The sequence below is a fragment of the Allobosea sp. NPDC003192 genome, from assembly GCF_050275675.1.
Taxonomy (GTDB): Bacteria; Pseudomonadota; Alphaproteobacteria; order Rhizobiales; family Beijerinckiaceae; genus Allobosea.
The window spans coordinates 103,150-122,849 of sequence record NZ_JBNNPK010000018.1 but is presented as its reverse complement, the minus strand read 5'-3'; the positions used below and the strand labels follow the sequence as shown (position 1 = coordinate 122,849).

At 67.4% G+C, this 19,700-nt stretch carries 19 protein-coding genes; 4 read left to right on the top strand and 15 right to left on the bottom strand.

Annotated features, from left to right (window positions below; genetic code table 11):
• Positions 1-2 precede the first annotated feature (2 nt).
• The 4 genes from ACQKLX_RS22235 to fliK all read right to left on the bottom strand — a co-directional run bounded on the left by ACQKLX_RS22235 (position 3) and on the right by fliK (position 4,016).
• On the bottom strand, positions 3-1,010 hold the full coding sequence (locus ACQKLX_RS22235) for an NAD-dependent epimerase (RefSeq protein WP_427363737.1): 1,008 nt from the start codon (positions 1,008-1,010) through the stop codon (positions 3-5).
• A 62-nt stretch (positions 1,011-1,072) separates the two neighbouring features.
• Entirely contained in the window at positions 1,073-2,200 is a 1,128-nt protein-coding gene (locus ACQKLX_RS22230; RefSeq protein ID WP_427363736.1) for a GNAT family N-acetyltransferase, read from the bottom strand.
• Positions 2,197-2,475 (bottom strand): EscU/YscU/HrcU family type III secretion system export apparatus switch protein, encoded by a 279-nt coding sequence (locus ACQKLX_RS22225; protein ID WP_427363735.1) that lies wholly within the window; start codon positions 2,473-2,475, stop codon positions 2,197-2,199. Before ACQKLX_RS22225 ends, ACQKLX_RS22230 begins: the two co-directional genes overlap by 4 nt.
• Complete coding sequence (gene fliK / locus ACQKLX_RS22220; RefSeq protein WP_427363734.1) at positions 2,472-4,016, bottom strand: flagellar hook-length control protein FliK; 1,545 nt, start codon at positions 4,014-4,016, stop codon at positions 2,472-2,474. Before fliK ends, ACQKLX_RS22225 begins: the two co-directional genes overlap by 4 nt.
• A 119-nt stretch (positions 4,017-4,135) precedes the next feature.
• On the opposite strand from fliK, the gene ACQKLX_RS22215 reads away from it, so the two are divergent.
• Complete coding sequence (locus tag ACQKLX_RS22215) at positions 4,136-5,146, top strand: aldo/keto reductase (protein WP_427363733.1); 1,011 nt, start codon at positions 4,136-4,138, stop codon at positions 5,144-5,146.
• Between the two features lie 112 nt (positions 5,147-5,258).
• Here the strand turns inward: ACQKLX_RS22215 and ACQKLX_RS22210 are convergent, their stop codons facing one another.
• Positions 5,259-5,669: a DUF2000 family protein gene (locus tag ACQKLX_RS22210; RefSeq protein ID WP_427363732.1), complete on the bottom strand. Its 411-nt coding sequence runs from the start codon at positions 5,667-5,669 to the stop codon at positions 5,259-5,261.
• Here ACQKLX_RS22210 and ACQKLX_RS22205 point away from each other — a divergent pair.
• Positions 5,668-6,552 carry an AraC family transcriptional regulator gene (locus ACQKLX_RS22205; RefSeq protein ID WP_427363731.1) on the top strand — a complete coding sequence of 295 codons (885 nt, stop codon included), beginning with the start codon at positions 5,668-5,670 and terminating at the stop codon, positions 6,550-6,552. The two genes, ACQKLX_RS22210 and ACQKLX_RS22205, sit on opposite strands and share 2 nt — an antisense overlap.
• Before the next feature lie 7 nt (positions 6,553-6,559).
• On the opposite strand, the gene ACQKLX_RS22200 is transcribed toward ACQKLX_RS22205, so the two are convergent.
• Positions 6,560-6,883: a hypothetical protein gene (locus ACQKLX_RS22200; RefSeq protein ID WP_427363730.1), complete on the bottom strand. Its 324-nt coding sequence runs from the start codon at positions 6,881-6,883 to the stop codon at positions 6,560-6,562.
• Positions 6,884-6,994: 111 nt separating this feature from the next.
• Positions 6,995-7,606, bottom strand: a complete 612-nt coding sequence (locus ACQKLX_RS22195) for a TetR/AcrR family transcriptional regulator (protein WP_427363729.1) — start codon at positions 7,604-7,606, stop codon at positions 6,995-6,997.
• Positions 7,607-7,706: 100 nt separating this feature from the next.
• On the opposite strand from ACQKLX_RS22195, the gene ACQKLX_RS22190 reads away from it, so the two are divergent.
• Positions 7,707-8,447 (top strand): SDR family NAD(P)-dependent oxidoreductase, encoded by a 741-nt coding sequence (locus tag ACQKLX_RS22190; RefSeq protein WP_427363728.1) that lies wholly within the window; start codon positions 7,707-7,709, stop codon positions 8,445-8,447.
• Between the two features lie 3 nt (positions 8,448-8,450).
• Here the strand turns inward: ACQKLX_RS22190 and ACQKLX_RS22185 are convergent, their stop codons facing one another.
• The 7 genes from ACQKLX_RS22185 to ACQKLX_RS22155 form a co-directional block, all read right to left on the bottom strand.
• Positions 8,451-9,257 carry an MBL fold metallo-hydrolase gene (locus ACQKLX_RS22185; protein ID WP_427363727.1) on the bottom strand — a complete coding sequence of 269 codons (807 nt, stop codon included), beginning with the start codon at positions 9,255-9,257 and terminating at the stop codon, positions 8,451-8,453.
• 84 nt (positions 9,258-9,341) lie between these two features.
• Positions 9,342-10,538: a mandelate racemase/muconate lactonizing enzyme family protein gene (locus tag ACQKLX_RS22180; protein ID WP_427363726.1), complete on the bottom strand. Its 1,197-nt coding sequence runs from the start codon at positions 10,536-10,538 to the stop codon at positions 9,342-9,344.
• A gap of 191 nt (positions 10,539-10,729) precedes the next feature.
• Positions 10,730-11,758, bottom strand: a complete 1,029-nt coding sequence (locus ACQKLX_RS22175; RefSeq protein ID WP_427363725.1) for a TRAP transporter substrate-binding protein — start codon at positions 11,756-11,758, stop codon at positions 10,730-10,732.
• A gap of 157 nt (positions 11,759-11,915) precedes the next feature.
• Positions 11,916-13,199, bottom strand: coding sequence for a TRAP transporter large permease subunit (locus ACQKLX_RS22170; protein WP_427363724.1), 1,284 nt, complete (start codon positions 13,197-13,199; stop codon positions 11,916-11,918).
• On the bottom strand, positions 13,196-13,741 hold the full coding sequence (locus ACQKLX_RS22165) for a TRAP transporter small permease (RefSeq protein ID WP_427363723.1): 546 nt from the start codon (positions 13,739-13,741) through the stop codon (positions 13,196-13,198). Before ACQKLX_RS22165 ends, ACQKLX_RS22170 begins: the two co-directional genes overlap by 4 nt.
• Positions 13,701-14,492 (bottom strand): FadR/GntR family transcriptional regulator, encoded by a 792-nt coding sequence (locus ACQKLX_RS22160; protein WP_427363722.1) that lies wholly within the window; start codon positions 14,490-14,492, stop codon positions 13,701-13,703. Before ACQKLX_RS22160 ends, ACQKLX_RS22165 begins: the two co-directional genes overlap by 41 nt.
• A gap of 107 nt (positions 14,493-14,599) precedes the next feature.
• The gene (locus ACQKLX_RS22155; RefSeq protein WP_427363721.1) at positions 14,600-15,514 is read right to left on the bottom strand and encodes a LysR family transcriptional regulator; all 915 of its coding nucleotides are present in this window, start codon (positions 15,512-15,514) and stop codon (positions 14,600-14,602) included.
• 99 nt (positions 15,515-15,613) lie between these two features.
• Between ACQKLX_RS22155 and ACQKLX_RS22150 the strand changes: the two genes are divergently transcribed.
• On the top strand, positions 15,614-16,675 hold the full coding sequence (locus ACQKLX_RS22150; RefSeq protein ID WP_427363720.1) for an aldo/keto reductase: 1,062 nt from the start codon (positions 15,614-15,616) through the stop codon (positions 16,673-16,675).
• 31 nt (positions 16,676-16,706) lie between these two features.
• Here ACQKLX_RS22150 and ACQKLX_RS22145 read toward each other — a convergent pair whose 3' ends face one another.
• Positions 16,707-19,238 (bottom strand): P-loop NTPase fold protein, encoded by a 2,532-nt coding sequence (locus ACQKLX_RS22145; protein WP_427363719.1) that lies wholly within the window; start codon positions 19,236-19,238, stop codon positions 16,707-16,709.
• Positions 19,239-19,700 lie beyond the last annotated feature (462 nt).

Sequence of the window (19,700 nt, the reverse complement as noted above, 5' to 3'; positions counted from 1 at the left end):
CCTCAGACGCGGTAGAAGTCGCGATACCAGCGCACCATGCGCCCGATGCCCTCGGCGAGCGGGGTGTGCGGGCGAAAGCCGACGGCCGCCTCCAGCGCCGAGACGTCGGCGGCGGTGCGCAGGACGTCGCCGGGCTGGCGCGGCTTCATCTCCATCACCGCCTTCCTGCCGAGCGCTTGCTCGATCGTGGCGATGAACTCCATCAGGGGCACCGGATCGGAGTTACCGATATTGTAGAGCCGCCAGGGCGCCGAGGAGGTCGCGGGGCCGGGCTCGTCGCTCGACCATGCCGGATCGGGCGCCGCGATGTTGTCGAGCACGCGGATGACGCCCTCGACGATGTCGTCGACATAGGTGAAGTCGCGCTCGTGCCTGCCCTCGTTGAAGACCTCGATCGGCTCGCCGGCCAGGATCTTCCGCGTGAAGATCATCGGCGCCATGTCGGGCCGGCCCCAGGGACCGTAGACGGTGAAGAAGCGCAGGCCCGTGGTCGGCAGCTCGTAGAGATGGCTGTAGGCATGGGCCATGCCCTCATTCGCCTTCTTGGTCGCGGCGTAGAGGCTGACCGGGTGATCGACATTGTCCTCGACGCGGAAGGGCGTGCGGGTGTTGGCGCCGTAGACCGAGCTGGACGAGGCATAGACCAGGTGCTCGACGCCGTTGCGGCGGCAGCCTTCGAGGACATGGCCGAAGCCGGTGAGATTGGAATCGAGATAGGCCTGCGGATTCTCGATCGAGAAGCGCACCCCGGCCTGGGCGCCGAGATGGGCGACGCGCTCGAAGCGTCCTTCCGCGAAGAGCCTCGCCATGCCGTCGCGGTCGGCGAGGTCGAGTTGCTCGAAACCGAAGCGGTTATGGCCGGAAAGGCGGGCGAGCCGCGCCTGCTTCAAGGCGGGATCGTAATAGTCGTTGAGATTGTCGATGCCGACGACCTCGTCGCCGCGTTCGAGCAGAACCCGGGCTGTCTCGTTGCCGATGAAGCCGGCAGCCCCCGTCACCAGAACGCGCATGATCCTCCTCGCGCCAGACGTGGCGTTTCGTCCGTCGTCTATCGAGCAGCTTGCGGCCCCGGTCAACGCGGGCTGCGGTCGCGCCAGCGTCTCAGTTGCGATCGTGCCGCCGCCGCGAACTTCGGCAGGAGCGCGGAGCGGCCGGCAAGAGCGACGATCGCATTCGCCATCTCCTGCCGTTCACCCCAGGGGTAGGCCGACGGATCGACGCGGTCGCCGGCGCCGCTGTCGAGGCGGAAGGGGCGGCCCGCGGCGAAATCGGCGCGCAGCATTTCGATGGCGAGCGCCCGGCCGGGGGAGAGGCGGGCTCTGCCCTCGTCATAGGCGATCTTGAGGAAATGCGATTGGCCGGCGAAGTCGAGCAGCAGGCCGCCGGCGATGAGCTGGTCATCCAGCCGGAGCAGATCGATGCGCACAGCGTCGATGGCAGCGAAGTTTCTGACGATCTCGCGGATGTAGGCACGGTGCTGCGGCAGGCTCGCCAGCGCGGTGCCGCCGCGGCCCTTCCAGCCAGCGGCTTCGAGCGCGAGGAAGTCCTCGAGCGTGGTCACGGCGTCGCCATCGCGATGGCGCCGATAGGAGACGACGCCGGCCTTCTCCAGCTGCCGGTGCTGCTGCATCCTCTTCTTGTAGCCCTGGCCGAGAGCGCGGCGCAGATAGCGCTCGGCATCGTCGCCCGGCTCCGCGACGAGCATCGGCCGCTGCCAGCGCTCGAAGGTCGCGATGCTGCTGCCGGTCGCCGCCAGCGCGGACTCGATGGCGGCGGAGACGTTACCCTGCATGGGTAATAGAGGCAGCTTCACGACCTTCGGCAGGTCCGGCGTCGCGATGATGGCCTGCAGCAGCGCCAACGCGACCTCGCTCGCCCGCTCGCGATCGAGCACCGGGGCCGATGAGACCTCGTAGAGCGGCACCAGAGGCGCTTCGAGGACCGGCGCGAGGCGGCTGTGGAGGCTGCGCGTCCGACGCAGAGCCCAGAGGCCGAGCAGGCGATCACTGCTCTGTTCCTGCGCTGCCAGAACGACGACGTCGTCACTCGCGATGCCAAAACTCTTCGCAGCCGAGATAGCAGCCGGCGCCATGTGGAGATTGGGCGCCTCCGCGCCCCGGCAGAGATCGGCGAAGGCCTCTGAATAGCTGGCGCCATAGGTCCCGGCCGGTAGGCGGCGGACCGCGATCGGAGCGGTCATGGGCGCGATGGGCCACCACGGCGGCGCAGGCCAAGCACGAAGGCGATCACCTGCGCTGTGGCGAGATAGAGCTCTTCGGGGATGCTGTCTTCGAGCTCGACCGTCGAGAGCGCCTGCGCGAGGGCAGCGTTCTGCTCGATGGCGATGTCGTGCTCGCGCGCGGTCTCGATGATCTTCTCGGCGACGACGCCATGGCCCTTGGCGGTGACGCGCGGCGCGCCCTGGCCGTCATATTCGAGTGCGACGGCGAGTGGTAGCGGCTGCGATTGGCTCATGAGCGGCGGTCCAGGAACTGGCCGGCGGCCGCCTTGGCCCTCTGCGGGTGACCGGTGAAGACCTCGAACTCGGCGCTGTCGAAGCGCGACCGGAGCAGCGAGGTTTCCAGATCGGGGGTCGCCTGACGCAGCAGGCGGCTGGTGTCCTCGCGCTCGGCCCAGAAGGACACGCCGATGGCGCGGCCCTGCAGCGTCACCACGCCCTGAAGCGCTCCCAGCGGCTCGACATCGAGCGCGAAGCGCACGCGCCAGAGCGGCGCATCGGGCGTTGCGGAGCCGGACTGCGGCGGGTCGCGCTCGATCTCGAGCGGCAGCACGGCGGTGCCGTTCGGCAAGGCGAGCGGGATCTCGGTCAGCCAGCGCGCCGGTGGCTGCTGGTCGAGGCGCGCGGCTTCCTGCGGCAGCGAGGCGTATTGGGCGAGCGCGATGCGGTCGAGCGCCGCCTCCGCCTGGCCGAACAGCGCCTGCGCGATCGTCGCCGGACGGGCGGCGCTGTTGAGGCTCGGCTCCGCGGCCGGCTGCGGCGTCAAGAGGCCGTCGCGCGGCGGGGCCGGGCGTGCCTTCGCCGGTGTCGATGCGGCGGCGTCCTGCTCGGGTGTGCTGCGCAAGGCCGGGCGTCCGGGCTGCGGCTGAGTTTCGGTCGTAGCTTCGGCAGGGAGCGGCAGTTGAGGGCGCGCTGCGGGCGCACCTTCGACGGCGGGCTTCAGCAGATCGCGCAGGCCCTGCAGGGCCGCCTTGAGATCGGTCTGCGGTGTCGGAGCCTCTCCGGCCGCCTGCCTGGCTTCGAGGAAGACGCCGGAACGGGCGATGGCGGCCTTCAGCGTCTCGGCGGTGACGGGCCGGGTCTCGACGGTCGGCAGGCGCTGGGCGAGGATCTGGTCGACCAGCTTCATCAGCGGCTTCGGCAAGGTCAGCGCGACCGAGCCCTGCGCCAGGCTGGCGAGATTGGCGAAGAGTGGAGCGAGGCTATCCTGCCGCCCGAGGGCGGCGCCGAGCAGAGGGCCGGCGATGGCGCGCGGTGAAGCGGGCACGGTCTGCAGAGCAACCGGCGCGGCGCTGCTAGCGATTGTGCGGCCGGCCTGCAGAGCAGTGGAGGTCGTCGATGCTTGCGCGGTTGCGGGTGGAATGCCTGCCGAGGTCGCCGCCTGTGCTTGCTGCGGCGCTGGCGGAACGGTGCCTGCCGTTGGCTGTCCGGCCGGTACCGGAGCGTTGGGGTTGTTGGCGGGGCTCGGGCGAACACCGACCAGCGTCGCCTGCAGTGGTGCACCGGGCTCGGCCGGCGCGGCGAGCTTGAGCATCAGGCTGGCGCCCGGCTGCAAAGCTGCCTGTCTGGCCTCCGGGCCGGCGAGCACGAGCGCGACCTTGACGCCGTTGACCAGAGCGGTGGCGTTGCCGTCGTCATCGAGCGCGACCAATTTTGCCTCGACCGTCTTGCCGGCGGCAAGGCCGCCATTGCCGGTCATCGTCGCGAGCAGGGTCGCGAGATTCTGGCTCTTGATGAGCGCCGCGAGCTGCGCCGGATCGGACGGGATGGCTGCCATCCGGGCAGCCTGGCACGAAATGTTAAGGATTCTCTTGCGCCGGGCAGCGTTGCGTCAGCTGCGCTGGCGCCAGCGCCGGCTCTGCGGCAGGTTTGCCCGCCTGTTCAGGGGAGATCGTCATGGATTATCGCACGCTCGGCCGTTCCGGCCTCAAGGTCTCGCCGCTCTGCCTGGGCACGATGATGTTCGGCGCGCAGACCGAGGAAGCCGATGCGAGGGCGATCATCGACAATGCCGCCGCCGCCGGGATCAACTTCATCGATACGGCCGATGCCTATGTGGAGGGGCGCTCGGAGGAGATCACCGGCCGCGCCATCGCCGGCAACCGCCATGGCTGGGTGCTGGCGACCAAGGCGGCCAACGCGATGGGCGAGGGGCCGAACCAGCGCGGGCTCTCGCGCAAATGGCTGCTCGAAGCGTGCGATGCCAGCCTGAAGCGGCTCGGCACCGATTTCATCGACATCTACTACCTGCACAAGGAAGACCATGAGACGCCGCTCGCCGAGACGATCCGGGCGATCGGCGATCTCGTGCGGGCCGGCAAGATCCGCTATTTCGGCGTTTCCAATTATCGCGGCTGGCGCGTCGCCGAGATCTGCCGGCTCTGCGACGAACTCGGCATCGACCGGCCGGTGGTCAGCCAACCCTATTACAACGCGATGAATCGCATGCCCGAGGTCGAGCACCTGCCGGCCTGCGGCTATTACGGGCTCGGTGTCGCCAGCTATTCGCCGCTGGCGCGCGGCGTGCTGACGGCGAAATACGAGCCTGGAAAGGCGCCCCCCGAGGGCACGCGGGCAGGGCGCGCCGACAAGCGCATCATGCAGACGGAGTGGCGCGAGGAATCGCTGGTGATCGCCCGCACCATCCGCGACCATGCCGCGCGGCGGGGCCTGACGCCGGTACAGTTCGCGGTCCGCTGGGTGCTGAACAACAAGCTGCTAACCGCGGCCGTGGCCGGCCCACGCACCATGGAGCAATGGCAGGGCTATCTCTCGGCGCTGTCAGCCGACTTCACCGCCGAGGACGAGGCACTGGTCGACTCGCTGGTGCCAGCCGGGCATCCCTCGACGCCGGGCTATAGCGATCCGGCCTATCCGCTGGAGGGGCGGATCGCGCGGACTAGGTAAGGGTGGCGCACCGCCCGTCATTGCGAGGAGCATAGCGACGAAGCAATCCAGGGGCGGCAGAGCTCTGCGGCTCCTGGATTGCTTCGCTGCGCTCGCAATGACGGTGCGCCCCTCACGGATGCAGCTTCAGCCCCTTGATCGCCTTGTCGACCGCCTTCCGCTCGCCATGCAGCGCGATGCCGACCAGGTCGAGTGCCTCGGTCGGCACAGCTTCGACCGCGGCGCGGTTGGCCTCGTCATGGCCGGTTGCGAACAGCTCTCGTGTATAGAGCGAGGGCCTCAGGCCCGCTTCACCAGCCCGCCGCAGCACGCGGGTGAGGTCGGCGGAACTCGCAGCGAAGATCAGGATCGGCTGGCGCACCAGCGGGCCGTAGACCTTGCCGGAGCCGTCGCGGTAAGCTTGGCCGCCGAGTTCCGGCGCGGCGGCGACCAGCCCGCCGGACAGGAACGCGGTGACGTTGAGCTTCTGCCAGGCGGCGAGCTCGTCATGGACGATGATGGCAATCTTGGTGTCGAAGCGCATGCCGACAGCGATAGAGCCTGCCAGCTCGGCGGGTCTTGAACGTTCGTGCGCGCTCGCCTCGCCCGGCGACTGGATCCGCACGGCGCCGGACGGCGAGGGCATCGAGCGGATCGAGGCCTTCTTCAGCGGCCATGCCTATGACACGCATCGGCACGATACCTATGCGATCGGCTACACGATCAGCGGCGTGCAGAGCTTCGACTATCGCGGCGCGCAGCGGGATTCGACGCCGGGCGACCTGATCGTGCTGCATCCCGACGAACTGCATAACGGCCGGGCCGGGATCGAGGACGGCTTTCGCTATCGCATGGCCTATATCGAGCCCGGGCTGATCATGGCCGCGCTCGCCGGGCGGGCCAGCGCGATGCCGTTCATCGGCAATGTCGTCTGCCGCGACGGCAGCCTGATGCGGGCGCTGGTCGGCCTGCTCGGCGATGTCGAGCACGGGCTGGAACCGCTGGAATGCGATGCGGCGGTCGGGGCACTGGCCGAGGCGTTGCTAAAGCTCGACCCGTCCTGTTCGCTCACCGGGGCGGACACGCCGGCGATGCGGGCCTGCGAACGTGCCCGCGATTTCCTGAGCGAGAGCCGCGACGAGACGATCGATTCAACCATGCTGGAGGCGGTCACCGGGCTCGACCGCTATGCGCTGGCGCGGCAGTTCCGCCGCCGCTACGGGACCAGCCCGCATCATTATCTGGTGATGCGCCGGCTGGAGCGGGCGCGATTGTTGATCCGGCAGGGCGAGGCCTTGGCTGAAGCGGCGGCCGCGAGCGGCTTCGCCGACCAGAGTCATATGACCCGGCATTTCCGCAAGGCTTATGGGCAATCGCCAGGACGCTGGCGGGCGATGCAGGTTGGCGGCGTGCCGGAAGCGGCCTAAGCGGCGTTCAGTTCATCACGCAGAAGCCGCCGACAACCGTCTGCGATCGGCACCAGACGCGCGGTTCCGCCGGCTGCGAACCGCGCAGATTGGCCGTTTCGGCGGCCGCGACCGCGGTCGGGGATGCAATATGCAGAGGTTGCGGCGCGGCGGCTGCGGCGTCCGTCTGGCGGCTGCGCAGTGTCGGGGTCATCACGACATTGGAGCCGTCGCGCTGGGGCTGGCTGGCGCTCGTGGTGTGCGAGCGACTGCCACCGCGGAACTTGGCGGCTTCGGCGCTTGCGGGCAGCAGGGCGACAGCGAGGGCGGCGACGGCGAGGGGACGGATCATGCCAGGCTCCTTTGCGCGGCATGAGTGTGCCTGAGCAGGCCTGCCCTGCCCAGCAAAGCCTCGGATCAGGCTGAGCAAGGCGTTAAGCGGATAGCGAGGGCTGTGCGACCTTCAGGCCCAGGCTCTGGTCAACCCGTCCCAGGCCAGCATCGCTCCTTGCGCCACGGCTTCGAGCTCGGCGCGGGTCGCCCCGTCACGCGCGCGGATCGACATGCCCTGTTGCACCGTGATGTAGAAGGACGCGATGGCCGAGACATCGCACGACGCGGGAAGCGCGCCTTTCGCGGCCTCGGCCCGCAACCGGGCCTCCAGCAGCCCCTGCATCTCGGCGCGGGCGTCGCGCAGCTCGCAGGCGGCTTCCTCGCTCACTCCGGCTGCCTGGATGACGGAGAGCACGACCATGCAGCCTGCCGGTTTGCCGGGGCGGGTGAAGAGTCTGGCCGACCCCATCAGATAGGTCTCGATCGCTGCGCGCGCGTCCGGAGCGGCAGCGAGCGCAGCGCCGAAGCCGCCGCCTTCGTAGTCGTCGTAGAGCGCCATCGTCTCGCGATAGAGTGCCTCCTTGCTGCCGAAGCAGGCGTAGAGGCTCGGCGCATTGATGCCCATCGCCGCGGTGAGCTCGCTCATCGAGGTGCCTTGATAGCCCTTCTCCCAGAACAGCAGCATTGCCCGGTGGAGGGCTTCTCCCCGGTCGAAGGCACGTGGGCGGCCTCGTTCGGCCATGGCTGTCACCTTTCTGTATCGACCGATAAATAAATCGCTTGACGCGGCGGGGCAAGCGCATCATCTGTATTTGTATCAATCGCTACAAATATGGTGACCCATGACGAAACTGGCAGGCAAGAAAGCCCTGGTGACCGGCGGCAGCCGCGGCATCGGCGCGGCGACGGCGCTCCGGCTGGCGCAGGACGGGGCGGATGTGGCGCTGACCTATGAACGCGCCCGCGACAAGGCCGAAGCAGTGGCGGACAAGATCCGGGCGCTCGGCCGCAAGGCCGTGGTGCTGCAAGCCGACAGTGCCGATCCGGTGGCGCTCACGGCGGCGGTGGACAAGGCGGCAGCCGAGCTCGGCGGGCTCGACATTCTCGTGAACAATGCCGGCATCTGGCACTATGGCGAGGTCGGCAGCTGGGATCTCAAGGAGATCGACGCGATCATCGCGATCAATGTCCGGGCGGTGATCGTCGCCTCGCAGGCGGCCGCAAAGCACCTGCCGGATGGCGGGCGGATCATCACCACCGGCTCGTGCCTCGCCGAGCGCGTGATGGAGCCGGGCATCGCGCTCTATGCGATGAGCAAGGCGGCGCTGATCGGCTTCACCAAGGGCCTCGCCCGCGATCTCGGCCCGCGCGGCATCACCGTCAACGTCGTCCATCCCGGCTCGACCGACACCGACATGAACCCGGCCGATGGGGAGCATGCCGAGGCGCAGCGCCTGCGCATGGCGATCCCGCGCTTCGGCAAGGCCGAGGATATCGCCGGCCTGATCGCCTATCTCGCCAGCGAGGAGGGGCGCTTCATCACCGGCACGGGCATCGCCATCGATGGCGGGGTGAATACCTGAGGCTCAATGCCCCGGCAGGACGATGATCGTCGGCTTGGCCGGCAGGCTCGACTTCGACAGTACGATCTCCGGCCGGTCGCGGCGCTCGACCGGCCAGAGGTCCTGCGAGCGGGCGAGGAAGCGGTTGAGCGTGCCGCCGCCAAAGAAGTGCATCGGGATCATTACCCTCGCCTGCACGGCTTTCAGCACCTCCAGCATGCCCTCCTGGTCGAGCGTATAGCTGCCGTCGACCGGGAAGAGCACGATGTCGACCCGTCCGAGCGCGCGCAAATGGCCGGGCTCGAGCGGGTGATGGAGATGGCCGAGATGGACGATGCAAAGCTCGCCGATCTCGAAGACGAACATCGAGTTGCCGTCATAGTCGGTGTCGCCGCCATAGGAGCGGATATTGGTCGGGACATTGCGCACGCGCATGTCGCCCATGGTGACGTCGTGACGGGCGGCGCCTCGGCCTGACGGATCCCAGCCCGGAAGGACCTGCTTGATGGCGGGATCTGGCGCGCGTGAATTATGCGTCGAATGCGCCTTGTTCATCGTGGCGATGTCGGGCGTCACCGGCGGGCGGACATAGTCGTTGTAGTCGGTCGCCGCCTTCACCCCACCCGCCGTCTCGATCAGGAAGGTGGCGTGGCCGACGAAGGTCAGCCTCACCTCGTCCTTGCCGAGATTCACGCGCTGGATCGGCAGGCGATAGCTCGCCATTTCCGGCCGGCAGCCCGGCTCGTTCGCCTGGGCGAGGGCAGGGGCGGCGAGCCCGGTCGCGAGGATGGCGGCGAGTCCGAACCGCCATAGCATCGTCGCAACCGTCATCGTCGGCTCCCGGAGCAGTTGGTACGCCGGGAGCTTCCCGCAAAAGCCGGGCCGCGAAAAGCCGGCTGGCGGGTTTGTGAAGCGTCAGCCCTTGCTGACCCGCACGATCGCGTCGGCGCGCTTCTCCAGGCCCGGCAGCAATTCGAGGCCGAGGCCGGGCGCTTCCGAGACGGTGATCATGCCGTCCTTCATCGCTGGCAGCTCGGTGACGAGCTCGGTGTACCAGCCGGTGTAGAAGGCGCGGACCGATTCCTGGATCAGCGCGTTGCGGGCGTGCAGCGAGAAATGGCAGGACGCGGCGTAGACCACCGGGCCGGTGCAGTCATGCGGCGCGACCGGGGTGTGCCAGGCCTCGGCCATGCCGGCGATCTTGCGCGCTTCCGAGAGGCCGCCGCACCAGGACAGATCGAGCATGACGACGCCGGCCGCCTTGGTCTCGAGATAGTCGCGGAAGGAGTGGGTGTAGGCCAGCGTCTCGGACGCGCAGACCCAGGCCTTGGAGTGACGGGCGTATTCGCCGAGGTCCTGGACGTTGTCGAGGCGGAACGGGTCCTCGTGCCAGTAGGTGTCGAACTCGGCGAGGCGCTCTGCCAGCTTCTTGGCCATGGGCAGGCTCCACAGCGAGTGGAACTCGACCATGATGTCGATTCTGTCGCCGACGGCCTTCCGGATCTTGCGGAAAGGCTCCAGCGCCGTGTTCAGCTCCTGCGGGCTGATGTCCCAGCCGGAGGTGCGCTCGGCGGCGATGTCGAAGGGCCAGATCTTCATGCCGGTGATGCCCTGCTCCAGCAGGGAGTGCGCCAGCTCGTCGGCCCGGTAGAGGAAGCCTTCGAGATCCTCATAGGGCCCGCCCTGCTCGCCGACATGCCAGTTCGCGACCTTCTGGGCGCGGGCGTCGCGGATGTATTTGTAGCCTGCGCAGGTGTTGTAGGTGCGGATGGTGTCGCGGGAGCGGCCGCCGAGCGCCATCGAGACAGGCTGGCCGATCGCCTTGCCGTAGATGTCCCAGAGCGCGAGGTCGACGGCCGAGTTGCCGCGCGTCTCGACGCCCGAGCCGCGCCAGCCGAGATAATTGCTCAGGCTGGCATTGCGGGCCTCGATCTGCAGCGGGTCCTGGCCGATCAGCTTGGGCGCGACGCTCTCATGCAGATAGGCCTCGACCGCGGCCGCGCCCATGAAGGTCTCGCCGAGACCGACGAGCCCGTCATCGGTGTGCAGGCGCACCCAGACGAGGTTGCCGAACTCGGCGAGGCGGATGGTTTCGAGGGCGGTGATCTTCATCGGTGGTCCTGAGGTGACATGACAGAGGTGACTGCGATCAAGGGCGCGGGGAACCCTTCTCCCGTGTGGGAGAAGGGCAGGGATGAGGGCCTGCCCTAACCGCAGAAGGCGCAACGGCGCCGCATCGCCTCAACAATCAGTGGCGGTCCCTCACCCCTACCCCTCTCCCATCCGGGAGAGGGGATCCCGCGCTACTTCCCCCGCAGCTTGGCGAGGTCGGCCTGGATGCGCTCGATCGTGTCCTTGCCAATCGTCGCCTGGTGGCGCTGGTACACGGCCTGGGTGCTGTCGCGCATCTTGGCGAGTTCCTCGGCGCTGACCTCGCTGACCTGCATGCCCTTGGCCTTGAGATTGGCGAGGGACTTGTCGTTGAGCTCGCGCGAGACCTTGCGCTCCTCGTCGCGGCCGACGATGGCGCAGTCGCTGAGGATCTTCTGCTCCTCGGCCGAGAGCTGGTCCCAGAGCTTCTTCGAATAGAGCATCAGGAATGGCGTATAGGCGTGCCGGCTCAGCGTCAGGTATTTCTGGACCTCGTAGAGCTTCGAGGTGTCGATGGTGACGAGCGGGTTCTCCTGGCCGTCGATCGCATGGGTCTCAAGCGCGGCGAAGACCTCGCCGAAGGCCATCGGGGTGGCGTTGGCGCCCATGGTCTTGAAGCTGTCGAGGAAGATGTTGTTCTGCATGACGCGAACCTTGAGCCCGGTCATCTCCTCGGCCTTGGTCACGGCGCGCTTCGAATTGGTCAGGTTGCGGAAGCCGTTCTCCCAATAGGCGAGGTTGACCACGCCGAAGCCCGGCAGCTTGTCGGCGATGTAGGTGCCGAAGGCGCCGTCGAGGATGGCGTCGGCCTCCTTCTCGTTGGTGAACAGGAAGGGCAGGTCGAAGACGCCGAGCTCGGGCATGATGCCGACAAGCGGCGAGGAGGAGGTGATCACCATCTCCTGCGTGCCGGCGCGCAGGGCCTGCGTCGCCTGCAGATCGCCGCCGAGCGCGCCGCCCCAGAAGGCCTGAAGCTTGAGCTTGCCGCCGGACTTCTCGGCCATGCAGGCGCGCATCTTGGCGACGCCGTTGCCGACAGGGTGGTCCTCGTTGATGCCGTTGGAGACGCGGATGTTGCGCTCCTTGATCTGCGCCTCAGCCGAACCGGCGAAGGCTGCCAGCGCAACGCCGGCGACGAGCGAGAGGAGGCGGGTCGTCCTGGTCCGAGTTGCCTTGGTCATGATCTACTCCCTGGTACTGAACTCTTCTTGGGTTTTGGTGGGGCAGGCTTCGTCTCTAGAGCGTTCCCGCGCTTCTCCGAACCGCAGGAACGCTCTAAGTCTTTGTCTTGTCGCATTTTCTTCACGCGAACCGGTGTCCACTTCGCTCGAAAATGCTCTAGCGGCCGCTCAGCCAGGCGAGCGGCACCATCACGAGCTGTGGGAACAGCACGAGCAGGAACATCGCGATCGACTGGGCGATGAAGAACGGCCAGACGCCGCGCATCACCGCGCTCATCGGCACGCGGGCGACGCCGCAGACGACGTTGAGCACGATGCCGACCGGCGGCGTGATCAGGCCGATGGCGTTGTTGATGATGAAGAGGACGCCGAAATAGATCGGGTCGATACCGGCCTGCTTGACGATCGGCATCAGCACCGGCGTCAGGATCAGCACCGTCGGGGTGAAGTCGAGCGCCGTGCCGACCGCCATGACCAGCAGCATGATGATGATCATCAGCAGGGTCTTGTTGTCCATGAACGGCGCGAGCAGCGACGACAGCTCGGCCGGGATGTTCGCCTGCGTGATCAGCCAGGCCGAGACCACGGCCGCGGCGACGAGCAGCATCACGGCGCTGGTCGTCTTCGCCGCCAGCAGCGTCACCCGGTAGAGGTGGCTCGGCTTCAGCTCGCGATAGACGAACATGCCGACGATCAGCGCATAGACGGTGGCGACGACCGCCGCTTCCGTCGGCGTGACGATGCCGAAGCGGATGCCGCCGAGGATCGCGATCGGCATCAGCAAGGCGAGCGCGCCGTCCCAGGTCGCCTGCAGGCGCTCGCGCCCTGTCCGGCGCGGCAGCACGGTAAGCTGGTCGTGGCGGCTGACGATCCACCAGGCGATGACCAGCGAAAGGCCGATCAGGAGACCCGGGAAGATGCCGGCGAGGAAGAGCCGGGTGATCGACAGGTTCGCTGCAACGCCGAAGACGATGAAGCCGATCGAGGGCGGGATGATCGGGGCGATGATGCCGCCGGACGCGATCAGCCCGGCCGAGCGGCCGACATCGTAGCCGGCGCTGCGCATCATCGGCAGCAGGATCGAGGCGAGCGCTGCGGTATCGGCCGCAGCTGAGCCCGAGAGCGAGGCCATGATGATCGCCGCGAAGATCGCGACATAGCCGAGGCCGCCATGGAGATGGCCGACCAGCGAGAGCGCGAAATTGACGATGCGCTTTGAGAGGCCGCCGGCATTCATCAATTCGCCGGCGAGCAGGAAGAAGGGGATGGCGAGGAGCTGGAAGGAATCCGCGCCGATGATCATGTTCTGGGCGATGATCTGGGTGTCGTAGACGCCGAGCCAGAACATCAGGCAGACGGCGCAGACGATCAGCGCAAAGGCGATCGGCATGCCGAGCGCCATCGCTCCGCAGAGCGAGACCAGGAAGACGGCGACGGTCATTCCAGATGCCCCTTCAGGTTATGCGAGGGGCTGGCGCTGTAGTCGCCGGCGAATTCGGCGAGTTCGTGCGGGGCGAGCTTACCGGTCAGCGCCCGGAACAGCCGGCCGAGCGTGATCAGCGCGATGCCGGCGCCGGCGAAATAGAGCACGCCGTAGACATAGGCCATGCTGATGCCGGTGACCGGGGCGACGGCGCTGGCATTGATCGCCTGCTGCTTCCAGGTGCCTTCGAGCAGCATCAGGCAGCAGATGAAGACTATGGCGTCGCTGGCGACCATGCAGAGGCGCCGGCCCTTGTCGCCGAGCGCCCCGACCAGGCTGTCGACGCCGAGATGGCCGTTCTCGCGCATCACAACGACGGCGCCGATGAAGGTCAGCCAGACGAAGAAATAGCGCGACAATTCTTCCGACACGTCGATGCCGGAGTTGAACGCGTAGCGCAGCACGACATTGCCGAACACCATCACCACCATGCCGGCGAGCAGGGCGACGAGGCAGAACTCAAGCGCGCGTAAGACCCACCTTTCGGCGTGACGCAGCATTGGACGTTTCCCGTTGGTCTGTTGTTGGCGTTCCGGCGCTCTTCGGCGCTTCGGGTTTGGTGCGGTAGGCGCTTTCCATGTCGACACGGGCGACGGCGATCAGCTCCGCCATGGTCCGCCGCGCCCTTTCGGGATCGCGGGCGACGATGGCGTCGGTGACGACGCCGTGGATCGCGAGCGAGGCCCGGGTGCGCTCGAGGTCGTGCATGGAGAGCCCGAACGAGGCCTTCAGCACGGCCTCGAGAATTGGCTTCAGCTGGATCAACAGGAGGTTGCCCGATGCCTCCAGGATCGCTTCGTGAAAGCGAAAATCGGCCAGCTCATGGGTGCGCTTGTCGCCGGCGGTCACCATCGCCGCCATGGCCGCGGTGATCTCGGCGATCTGCTCGTCGGTGCCGCGCTCGGCGGCGAGGCCGGCGGCCGCAGGCTCGATCATGCCACGCAGTTCGAGCAGATCGCGCTGAAAGCCGCTCGCCATGTCGGCATCGGTGATCCAGCCCATCACCTGCGGATCGAGCAGGCGCCATGCCGAGACCGGCTGGATGCGCGAGCCGACGCGCGGGCCGGTGACGATCAACCCGAGCGCCTGCAGCGTCTTGGTCGCCTCGCGGATGACGGTGCGGCTGACGCCGAAATGCGCGGTGAGCTCGTCCTCGCGCGGCAGCGTGCCACCGAGCCCGATCTGGCCGGAGACGATCTCCCGGCCGAGCCGATCGACGAGATGCGCATGGAAGTTCGAAGGGCGAGCCATAAATAGATCATATCATCATATGATTGAGTCGCAAGTCGCTGGCCGCGCGGCTATGGATGCCGTGGGAACTGTCGTGGAAAGGGCAGGTCGCCGGCGGGCGGACCCGCCTATTTCGCCGACTGTTTGATCCGGTCTGCAGCCGTGGCGAAGTCGATGAAGGCGCGCAGCGCCGGCAGCATCTGCCGCCGGCTTGGGTAATAAAGATGGAAGCCGGGGAAGGGCGGTGACCAGTCCGCCAGCAGATGGATCAGCTTTCCGCTCGCGATCAGCCCCGCGACGAGCGGCTCGGGGACATAGGCGATGCCGGCGCCGTCGCAGGCCGCCCGGACGAGCATTTCCGCCTCGTTGGTGATGACCTGTCCGGGAACGGCGATCTCCAACTCCTGCCCATCGCGCTCGAACTCCCAGCGATAGGGGCTGCCATCGGTCGGCCAACGGGTGTTGAGGCCGCGATGCTGGAGCAGGTCCTGCGGCGTTTGGAGGCGGCCGTGACGAGCGCAGTAGTCAGGCGAAGCCACTGCCACGAGCCGCAACGGGCCACCGAGCCGGATGGCGACCATGTCGCGATCGAGGCTTTCGCCGAGCCTGACGCCGGCATCGAAGCCGGCCGCGACGATGTCGATGAGGGTGTCGTCGACGACGATGTCCAGGCTGATCCCCGGATAGGCCTGGGTGAACGGGCCGATCAGCGGCGCGAGGTGATGCAGCGCCGCCAGCCGGCTGCTGTTGATGCGCAGGCGCCCGGAAGGCGCGCCCTCGCGCGCGGTGACGGAGAGGACGGCGGCCTCCAGGTCGCGCAAAGCGGGGAGCAGGCCGGCGAGCAGGCGTTCCCCGGCTTCGCTGGGCGCGACCGAACGGGTGGTGCGGTGGAGCAGGCGCGTGCCGAGCCGCTCTTCCAGCGTCCGGATGACCTGGCTCAGGGCCGAGCCCGACATGCCGAGATGGGCGGCGGCGCGGGTGAAGCTGCGATGTTCGCAGACGGCGGCGAAAGCTCGGAGTTCGGCGATGTCGCTGCCGCGCATTATGCTCTCATTTCTGAAGAGTATCTTCCGATCTTATCGCATTATCGCGATGATCGCGAAGAGGCATCTTGCCGGCAGCTGCAAGACAGGAAGCTGCCCATGACCACTCTTTCATCCTATCGTTTGCTCGGCCGCTCCGGCCTGCGGGTTTCGCCGCTCGCGCTGGGAGCGATGACCTTCGGCACCGACTGGAACTGGGGCGCCGACGAGACGCAGGCGCGCCGCATCTTCGACGCTTATGTCGAGCGTGGCGGCAATTTCATCGACACGGCCAACCGCTATACCGAAGGCACCTCGGAGCGCTTCGTCGGCGAATTCGCCAAGGGTCGGCGCGACAGCCTGGTCCTCGCGACCAAGTACACGCTGCCGATGCAGCCGGGCGACCCAAACTCCGGCGGCAACCACCGCAAGGCGATGGTGCGCTCGCTGGAGGACAGCCTGAAGCGGCTCGGCACCGATTATGTCGACCTGTTCTATCTCCATGCCTGGGATTTCACGACGCCGGTCGAGGAGATCATGCGCGCATTCGACGACCTCGTCCGCGCCGGCAAGGTGCTCTATCTCGGGCTCTCCGACATCCCGGCCTGGCAGGCCTCGCGCATGCAGGCGATCGCCGATCTACGCGGCTGGGCGCCATTGGTCGCCATGCAGGTCGAGTACAATCTGATCGAGCGCACGGTCGAGCGCGACGTGGTGCCGATGGCGGCGGAGCTCGGGCTCGGCGTCATCCCGTGGTCGCCGCTCGCCAGTGGGGTGCTGACCGGCAAATACAGCCGCGCCGATCTCGGCGCTGGGACGGGCGGTTCGGCCGCCGATGGTTCCCGTCGCGATGTCGCCGCCGGCAACGGCTCGCTGACCGAGCGCGGGCTCGCCATCGCCAATGTCGTGCAGGAGGTGGCTGGCGAGCTCTGCCGCTCGCCGGCGCAGGTCGCCCTGGCCTGGACGCTGCTCAACCCGGCCGTGACGGCGCCGATCATCGGGGCGCGCACGCTTGCCCAGCTCGAGGACAATCTCGGGGCGCTGGATGTCGTTCTGGACGAAGGGCAGCGGGCGCGGCTGCAGGCGGCGAGCGCGATCGACCTCGGCTTCCCGCACGACTTCCTGGCCCGGCCGATGACCAGGGCGATCGTCAGCGGCGGCCTGGATATCCGGCCACGCTGAGCGCTTTCGGGATCACTGAGGCCGATGGGCCTCAGTGATAGCGGTTGAAGGAGTAGCGGCGGACGATGCGGGCCATGCCGAGCATTCGGCCGGTTGTCAGAGGTCCTATGTCCTCGATTCTATCGAGTGCTCTGATCGCTCGTGACAGCGCGAACTCCGCGACGAAATCCGCCAATTCCAACTTTGCCAATCCGGTTGCCTTTGCCATCTCGGCAAAAGCTGTTTCCTTGCTGGCGTGAACTGTAGGGCCAGAGGCTGTCAATATTTCTCCATTCCCAGTCTTGAGGCCTTCGAACCAGGCGTCAGCGATCTCGACGGGTTGCCCCGTTTCCACCGCGGCCATGAAAACGGCGACGGGCCAATTCGGAACTTTGCCGTTCCTGCCAAGGAACTCATCCAGCTCCGTCTCACTCATCCGGGCGCGAACGATGCGATAGACGTTGAGCATGCGCTTGACCGAGCGCGGGCTCTTGAAGGCGATGGCGCCGATCTCGGGGCTGGCGAGGAAGTCGACTTCCTCTTTCGTCAGCCGCACGGTTGCCAGCGCCAGTTCGACCGAGGCGAGTTCGTCGGCGGTGGGGGCTGCGTCGGTGAGACTTTCGGGCGCAAGTTCGTCGGTCGGAGATGTTTCTGATTCCGGCGTTGCGCCAGGCGCGAACGTCTTAAGGACCGGCCCGCCACTCGTTCCGGCGAGCGGCGAGGGGACATTCTCTGGAACGTCCAGATTGGCCCTCAGCAGCTCCTGGACATAGGCGCCGTAGCTGCCGCCCTTGTCGCCCTCGGTCGAGAGTCGCCGCAGCCAGAACGGCAGCTGGAAGATCTTTTCGAGATAGTCGATGGCGCGCTTGCGTCGCTCGGTCTCGGCTCTCTGTCGGGCGGCGTCGCGCTGTTCGGGCGTGGCATTGTCCGGTAGATCCTCTGCGGCGGTGCTGAACTGGCGCGCGACGGCTTCCTCGACCCAGCGGACATCGACGCCCACCACGACGACGAACAACTCGAAGGCGAGCAGGAGATGGATCGCCTGCAGGACGTCGTAGACCTGCTGATGGGTGCAGCGGTCGAGATCGTCGATATAGAGGACGATGCGATCGGGGATGACGAGGCCCTGCTTGTCGAGCTGCATCGCTTCGTAGCGCTTCAGCGCCTCGACCTCCTTCGGATCGAGCGTCTTGCCGGGCGCGAGGCCGGCCAGCTTCTCCTTCGCCGCCAAGCCGTCGCGCTTTGCCCCGAAGATCGCGTCGAGCTGCTCGAAGGAGCGCCGCGCCCGGCTGACGAGGCCGACCTGCTTGTCGTAGTCGCGGACATCGCCGTCCTCGAACAGGAAATAGCGCAGGATCGTGCTCGGCGCGCCGGCCGCGGCGCCGTCGCCGTATTTCGCCAGCGGCGCCTTGGCTTCCTTGGCTTTTTGCTGGGCTTCGGCGAGGGCGCGCCCCGCCTCGCGGGCGGCGACCTCCTTGTCCTCGACCTCCTTCGCCAGCTCCTTGCGCGCCTTCTCGACCGCCTTGGCATATTCCCAGGCGCCGTCGAGCACCGGCTTGGCGAGCTTGACCGCCTGCCAGAGCGAGCCGAGCGCCGCGAGCGTGCCGCCGCCCCAGGCGATGGCGCGCTGGAGCAGCACGGCGAGCGAGGTCGGATCGCCAAGGCGCCAGCCGATGCCGGCGGCAGCGATCAGCACGATGGCGAAGGCGCCGAGCCAAGTGGGCAGGCCGCCGCCCGCCATCAGGCGCACCACCAACGCGACCTTGCCGGGAATCGTGCTGGCCCCGGAGACAGCGGCGGTGAAGCTGTCGAGATCGGTGCCGAGATCGTCGCGATAGATGCGCCGGCCGACTTCCTTCAGCTTGTCGGCGTTCTGCTTCTCCTTGCGGATACCGTCGAGTGTTTCGGCGAGATGCTGCGACGCTAGAGCAAGGTCGCTCGCCGCCAGCTTCTTGCGCGCCGAGGCGAGGGCCTCGTCCGCGTTCCGGGCAGTGCGCTCGGCGTCGGCGAGCTTGTCCTCTGCCTTCTGGGCGGAGGCTTCGAGGCTGCGGACGCGCTCGGCGACCTTGCCGATCAGCGCGAGATAGTCCCGGGAACGCTGGCCCTCATAGCCGCCGCGGCGGAGCTGGTCGAAGAACTCGGCGGTCAGGCTCGCCCAGAGATTGGCGTCGGCATAGTGCCAGGCGTTGAAGCGGATCTGGACGGCGTTCTCGATGAAGCGCGGGGCATTTGCCGCGTTGCCGGATGAGACCGCCGCATTCGGCTGAGTGGCCTTGACCCGCGCCTCGCGCTCCTTGCGGGTCAGATCGGCGATCTCGAGCTGAAGCCGCTCCATGAAGCTCGACTTGCCCGAGCCCCATTCGCCGAAAATCCCGATCGAGAGGGGCGGCCGCGCCTCTTCGAGGCAGATCAGGCGGGCGAAAGCGGTGACGTCGGCCTGGATGCCGAGGGGGTCGGAGCCGGCGGTCGAGGCGCGGTCGGCGTGGAAGCCGGAGATGGTGGCGAGTCGGCGCAGAGGCCGAATTCCGGTATCCGCACCCTCCGATGGAATGGGATTTTCGAGGAGGCTTTGCCAGGCGGCCAAGCTTTCATCGGGCTCCTTCGATCGGGCGATGATATTGACCATGTCCGGAGGAAACTCCGTCAGGTCAACGCCCATACTTCGGCGGGCGAGGCCGAGAACATTCTCGTTCGCACCGGCTGTGTCGGTGAGTGTCAACGCGGCGACGATATGCCGGAGATCGACTTGCGCCCGGTTGACCGTGACAAGAGCAATTGCGCGCGCTCGCGCAAGAATTCTCGCTGCATTGGGCGACAGCGGCAGTGAGCCGTCCACGGGCGCCGGCTTTATGTTCACATAGGGCGACAGCGCCGATGAAATAGGTCTCTGTGTTCGCCCGGCGATCCAGTCGTACAGCCATCGCGTCGCGGTCGCACCCGAGCGCTCGTCCGACGTCTGGCCCAACAGGAGCATTGCCCACAACAAGTCGCGGGCACTCAGCTGCGTGCCTCGGGGCTTAGTCGATACAGCAATGGCACCGGCGAG

Coding starts and splice junctions, on each gene's coding strand:
- ACQKLX_RS22210 (WP_427363732.1), bottom strand. CDS start 5,669: ATGCGCTTCGACACCAAGATTGCCATCATCGTCCATGACGAGCTCGCC.
- ACQKLX_RS22175 (WP_427363725.1), bottom strand. CDS start 11,758: ATGACCAAGGCAACTCGGACCAGGACGACCCGCCTCCTCTCGCTCGTC.
- ACQKLX_RS22230 (WP_427363736.1), bottom strand. CDS start 2,200: ATGACCGCTCCGATCGCGGTCCGCCGCCTACCGGCCGGGACCTATGGC.
- ACQKLX_RS22225 (WP_427363735.1), bottom strand. CDS start 2,475: ATGAGCCAATCGCAGCCGCTACCACTCGCCGTCGCACTCGAATATGAC.
- ACQKLX_RS22190 (WP_427363728.1), top strand. CDS start 7,707: ATGACGAAACTGGCAGGCAAGAAAGCCCTGGTGACCGGCGGCAGCCGC.
- ACQKLX_RS22180 (WP_427363726.1), bottom strand. CDS start 10,538: ATGAAGATCACCGCCCTCGAAACCATCCGCCTCGCCGAGTTCGGCAAC.
- fliK (WP_427363734.1), bottom strand. CDS start 4,016: ATGGCAGCCATCCCGTCCGATCCGGCGCAGCTCGCGGCGCTCATCAAG.
- ACQKLX_RS22170 (WP_427363724.1), bottom strand. CDS start 13,199: ATGACCGTCGCCGTCTTCCTGGTCTCGCTCTGCGGAGCGATGGCGCTC.
- ACQKLX_RS22235 (WP_427363737.1), bottom strand. CDS start 1,010: ATGCGCGTTCTGGTGACGGGGGCTGCCGGCTTCATCGGCAACGAGACA.
- ACQKLX_RS22200 (WP_427363730.1), bottom strand. CDS start 6,883: ATGATCCGTCCCCTCGCCGTCGCCGCCCTCGCTGTCGCCCTGCTGCCC.
- ACQKLX_RS22185 (WP_427363727.1), bottom strand. CDS start 9,257: ATGACGGTTGCGACGATGCTATGGCGGTTCGGACTCGCCGCCATCCTC.
- ACQKLX_RS22215 (WP_427363733.1), top strand. CDS start 4,136: ATGGATTATCGCACGCTCGGCCGTTCCGGCCTCAAGGTCTCGCCGCTC.
- ACQKLX_RS22150 (WP_427363720.1), top strand. CDS start 15,614: ATGACCACTCTTTCATCCTATCGTTTGCTCGGCCGCTCCGGCCTGCGG.
- ACQKLX_RS22165 (WP_427363723.1), bottom strand. CDS start 13,741: ATGCTGCGTCACGCCGAAAGGTGGGTCTTACGCGCGCTTGAGTTCTGC.
- ACQKLX_RS22195 (WP_427363729.1), bottom strand. CDS start 7,606: ATGGCCGAACGAGGCCGCCCACGTGCCTTCGACCGGGGAGAAGCCCTC.
- ACQKLX_RS22155 (WP_427363721.1), bottom strand. CDS start 15,514: ATGCGCGGCAGCGACATCGCCGAACTCCGAGCTTTCGCCGCCGTCTGC.
- ACQKLX_RS22205 (WP_427363731.1), top strand. CDS start 5,668: ATGCCGACAGCGATAGAGCCTGCCAGCTCGGCGGGTCTTGAACGTTCG.
- ACQKLX_RS22160 (WP_427363722.1), bottom strand. CDS start 14,492: ATGGCTCGCCCTTCGAACTTCCATGCGCATCTCGTCGATCGGCTCGGC.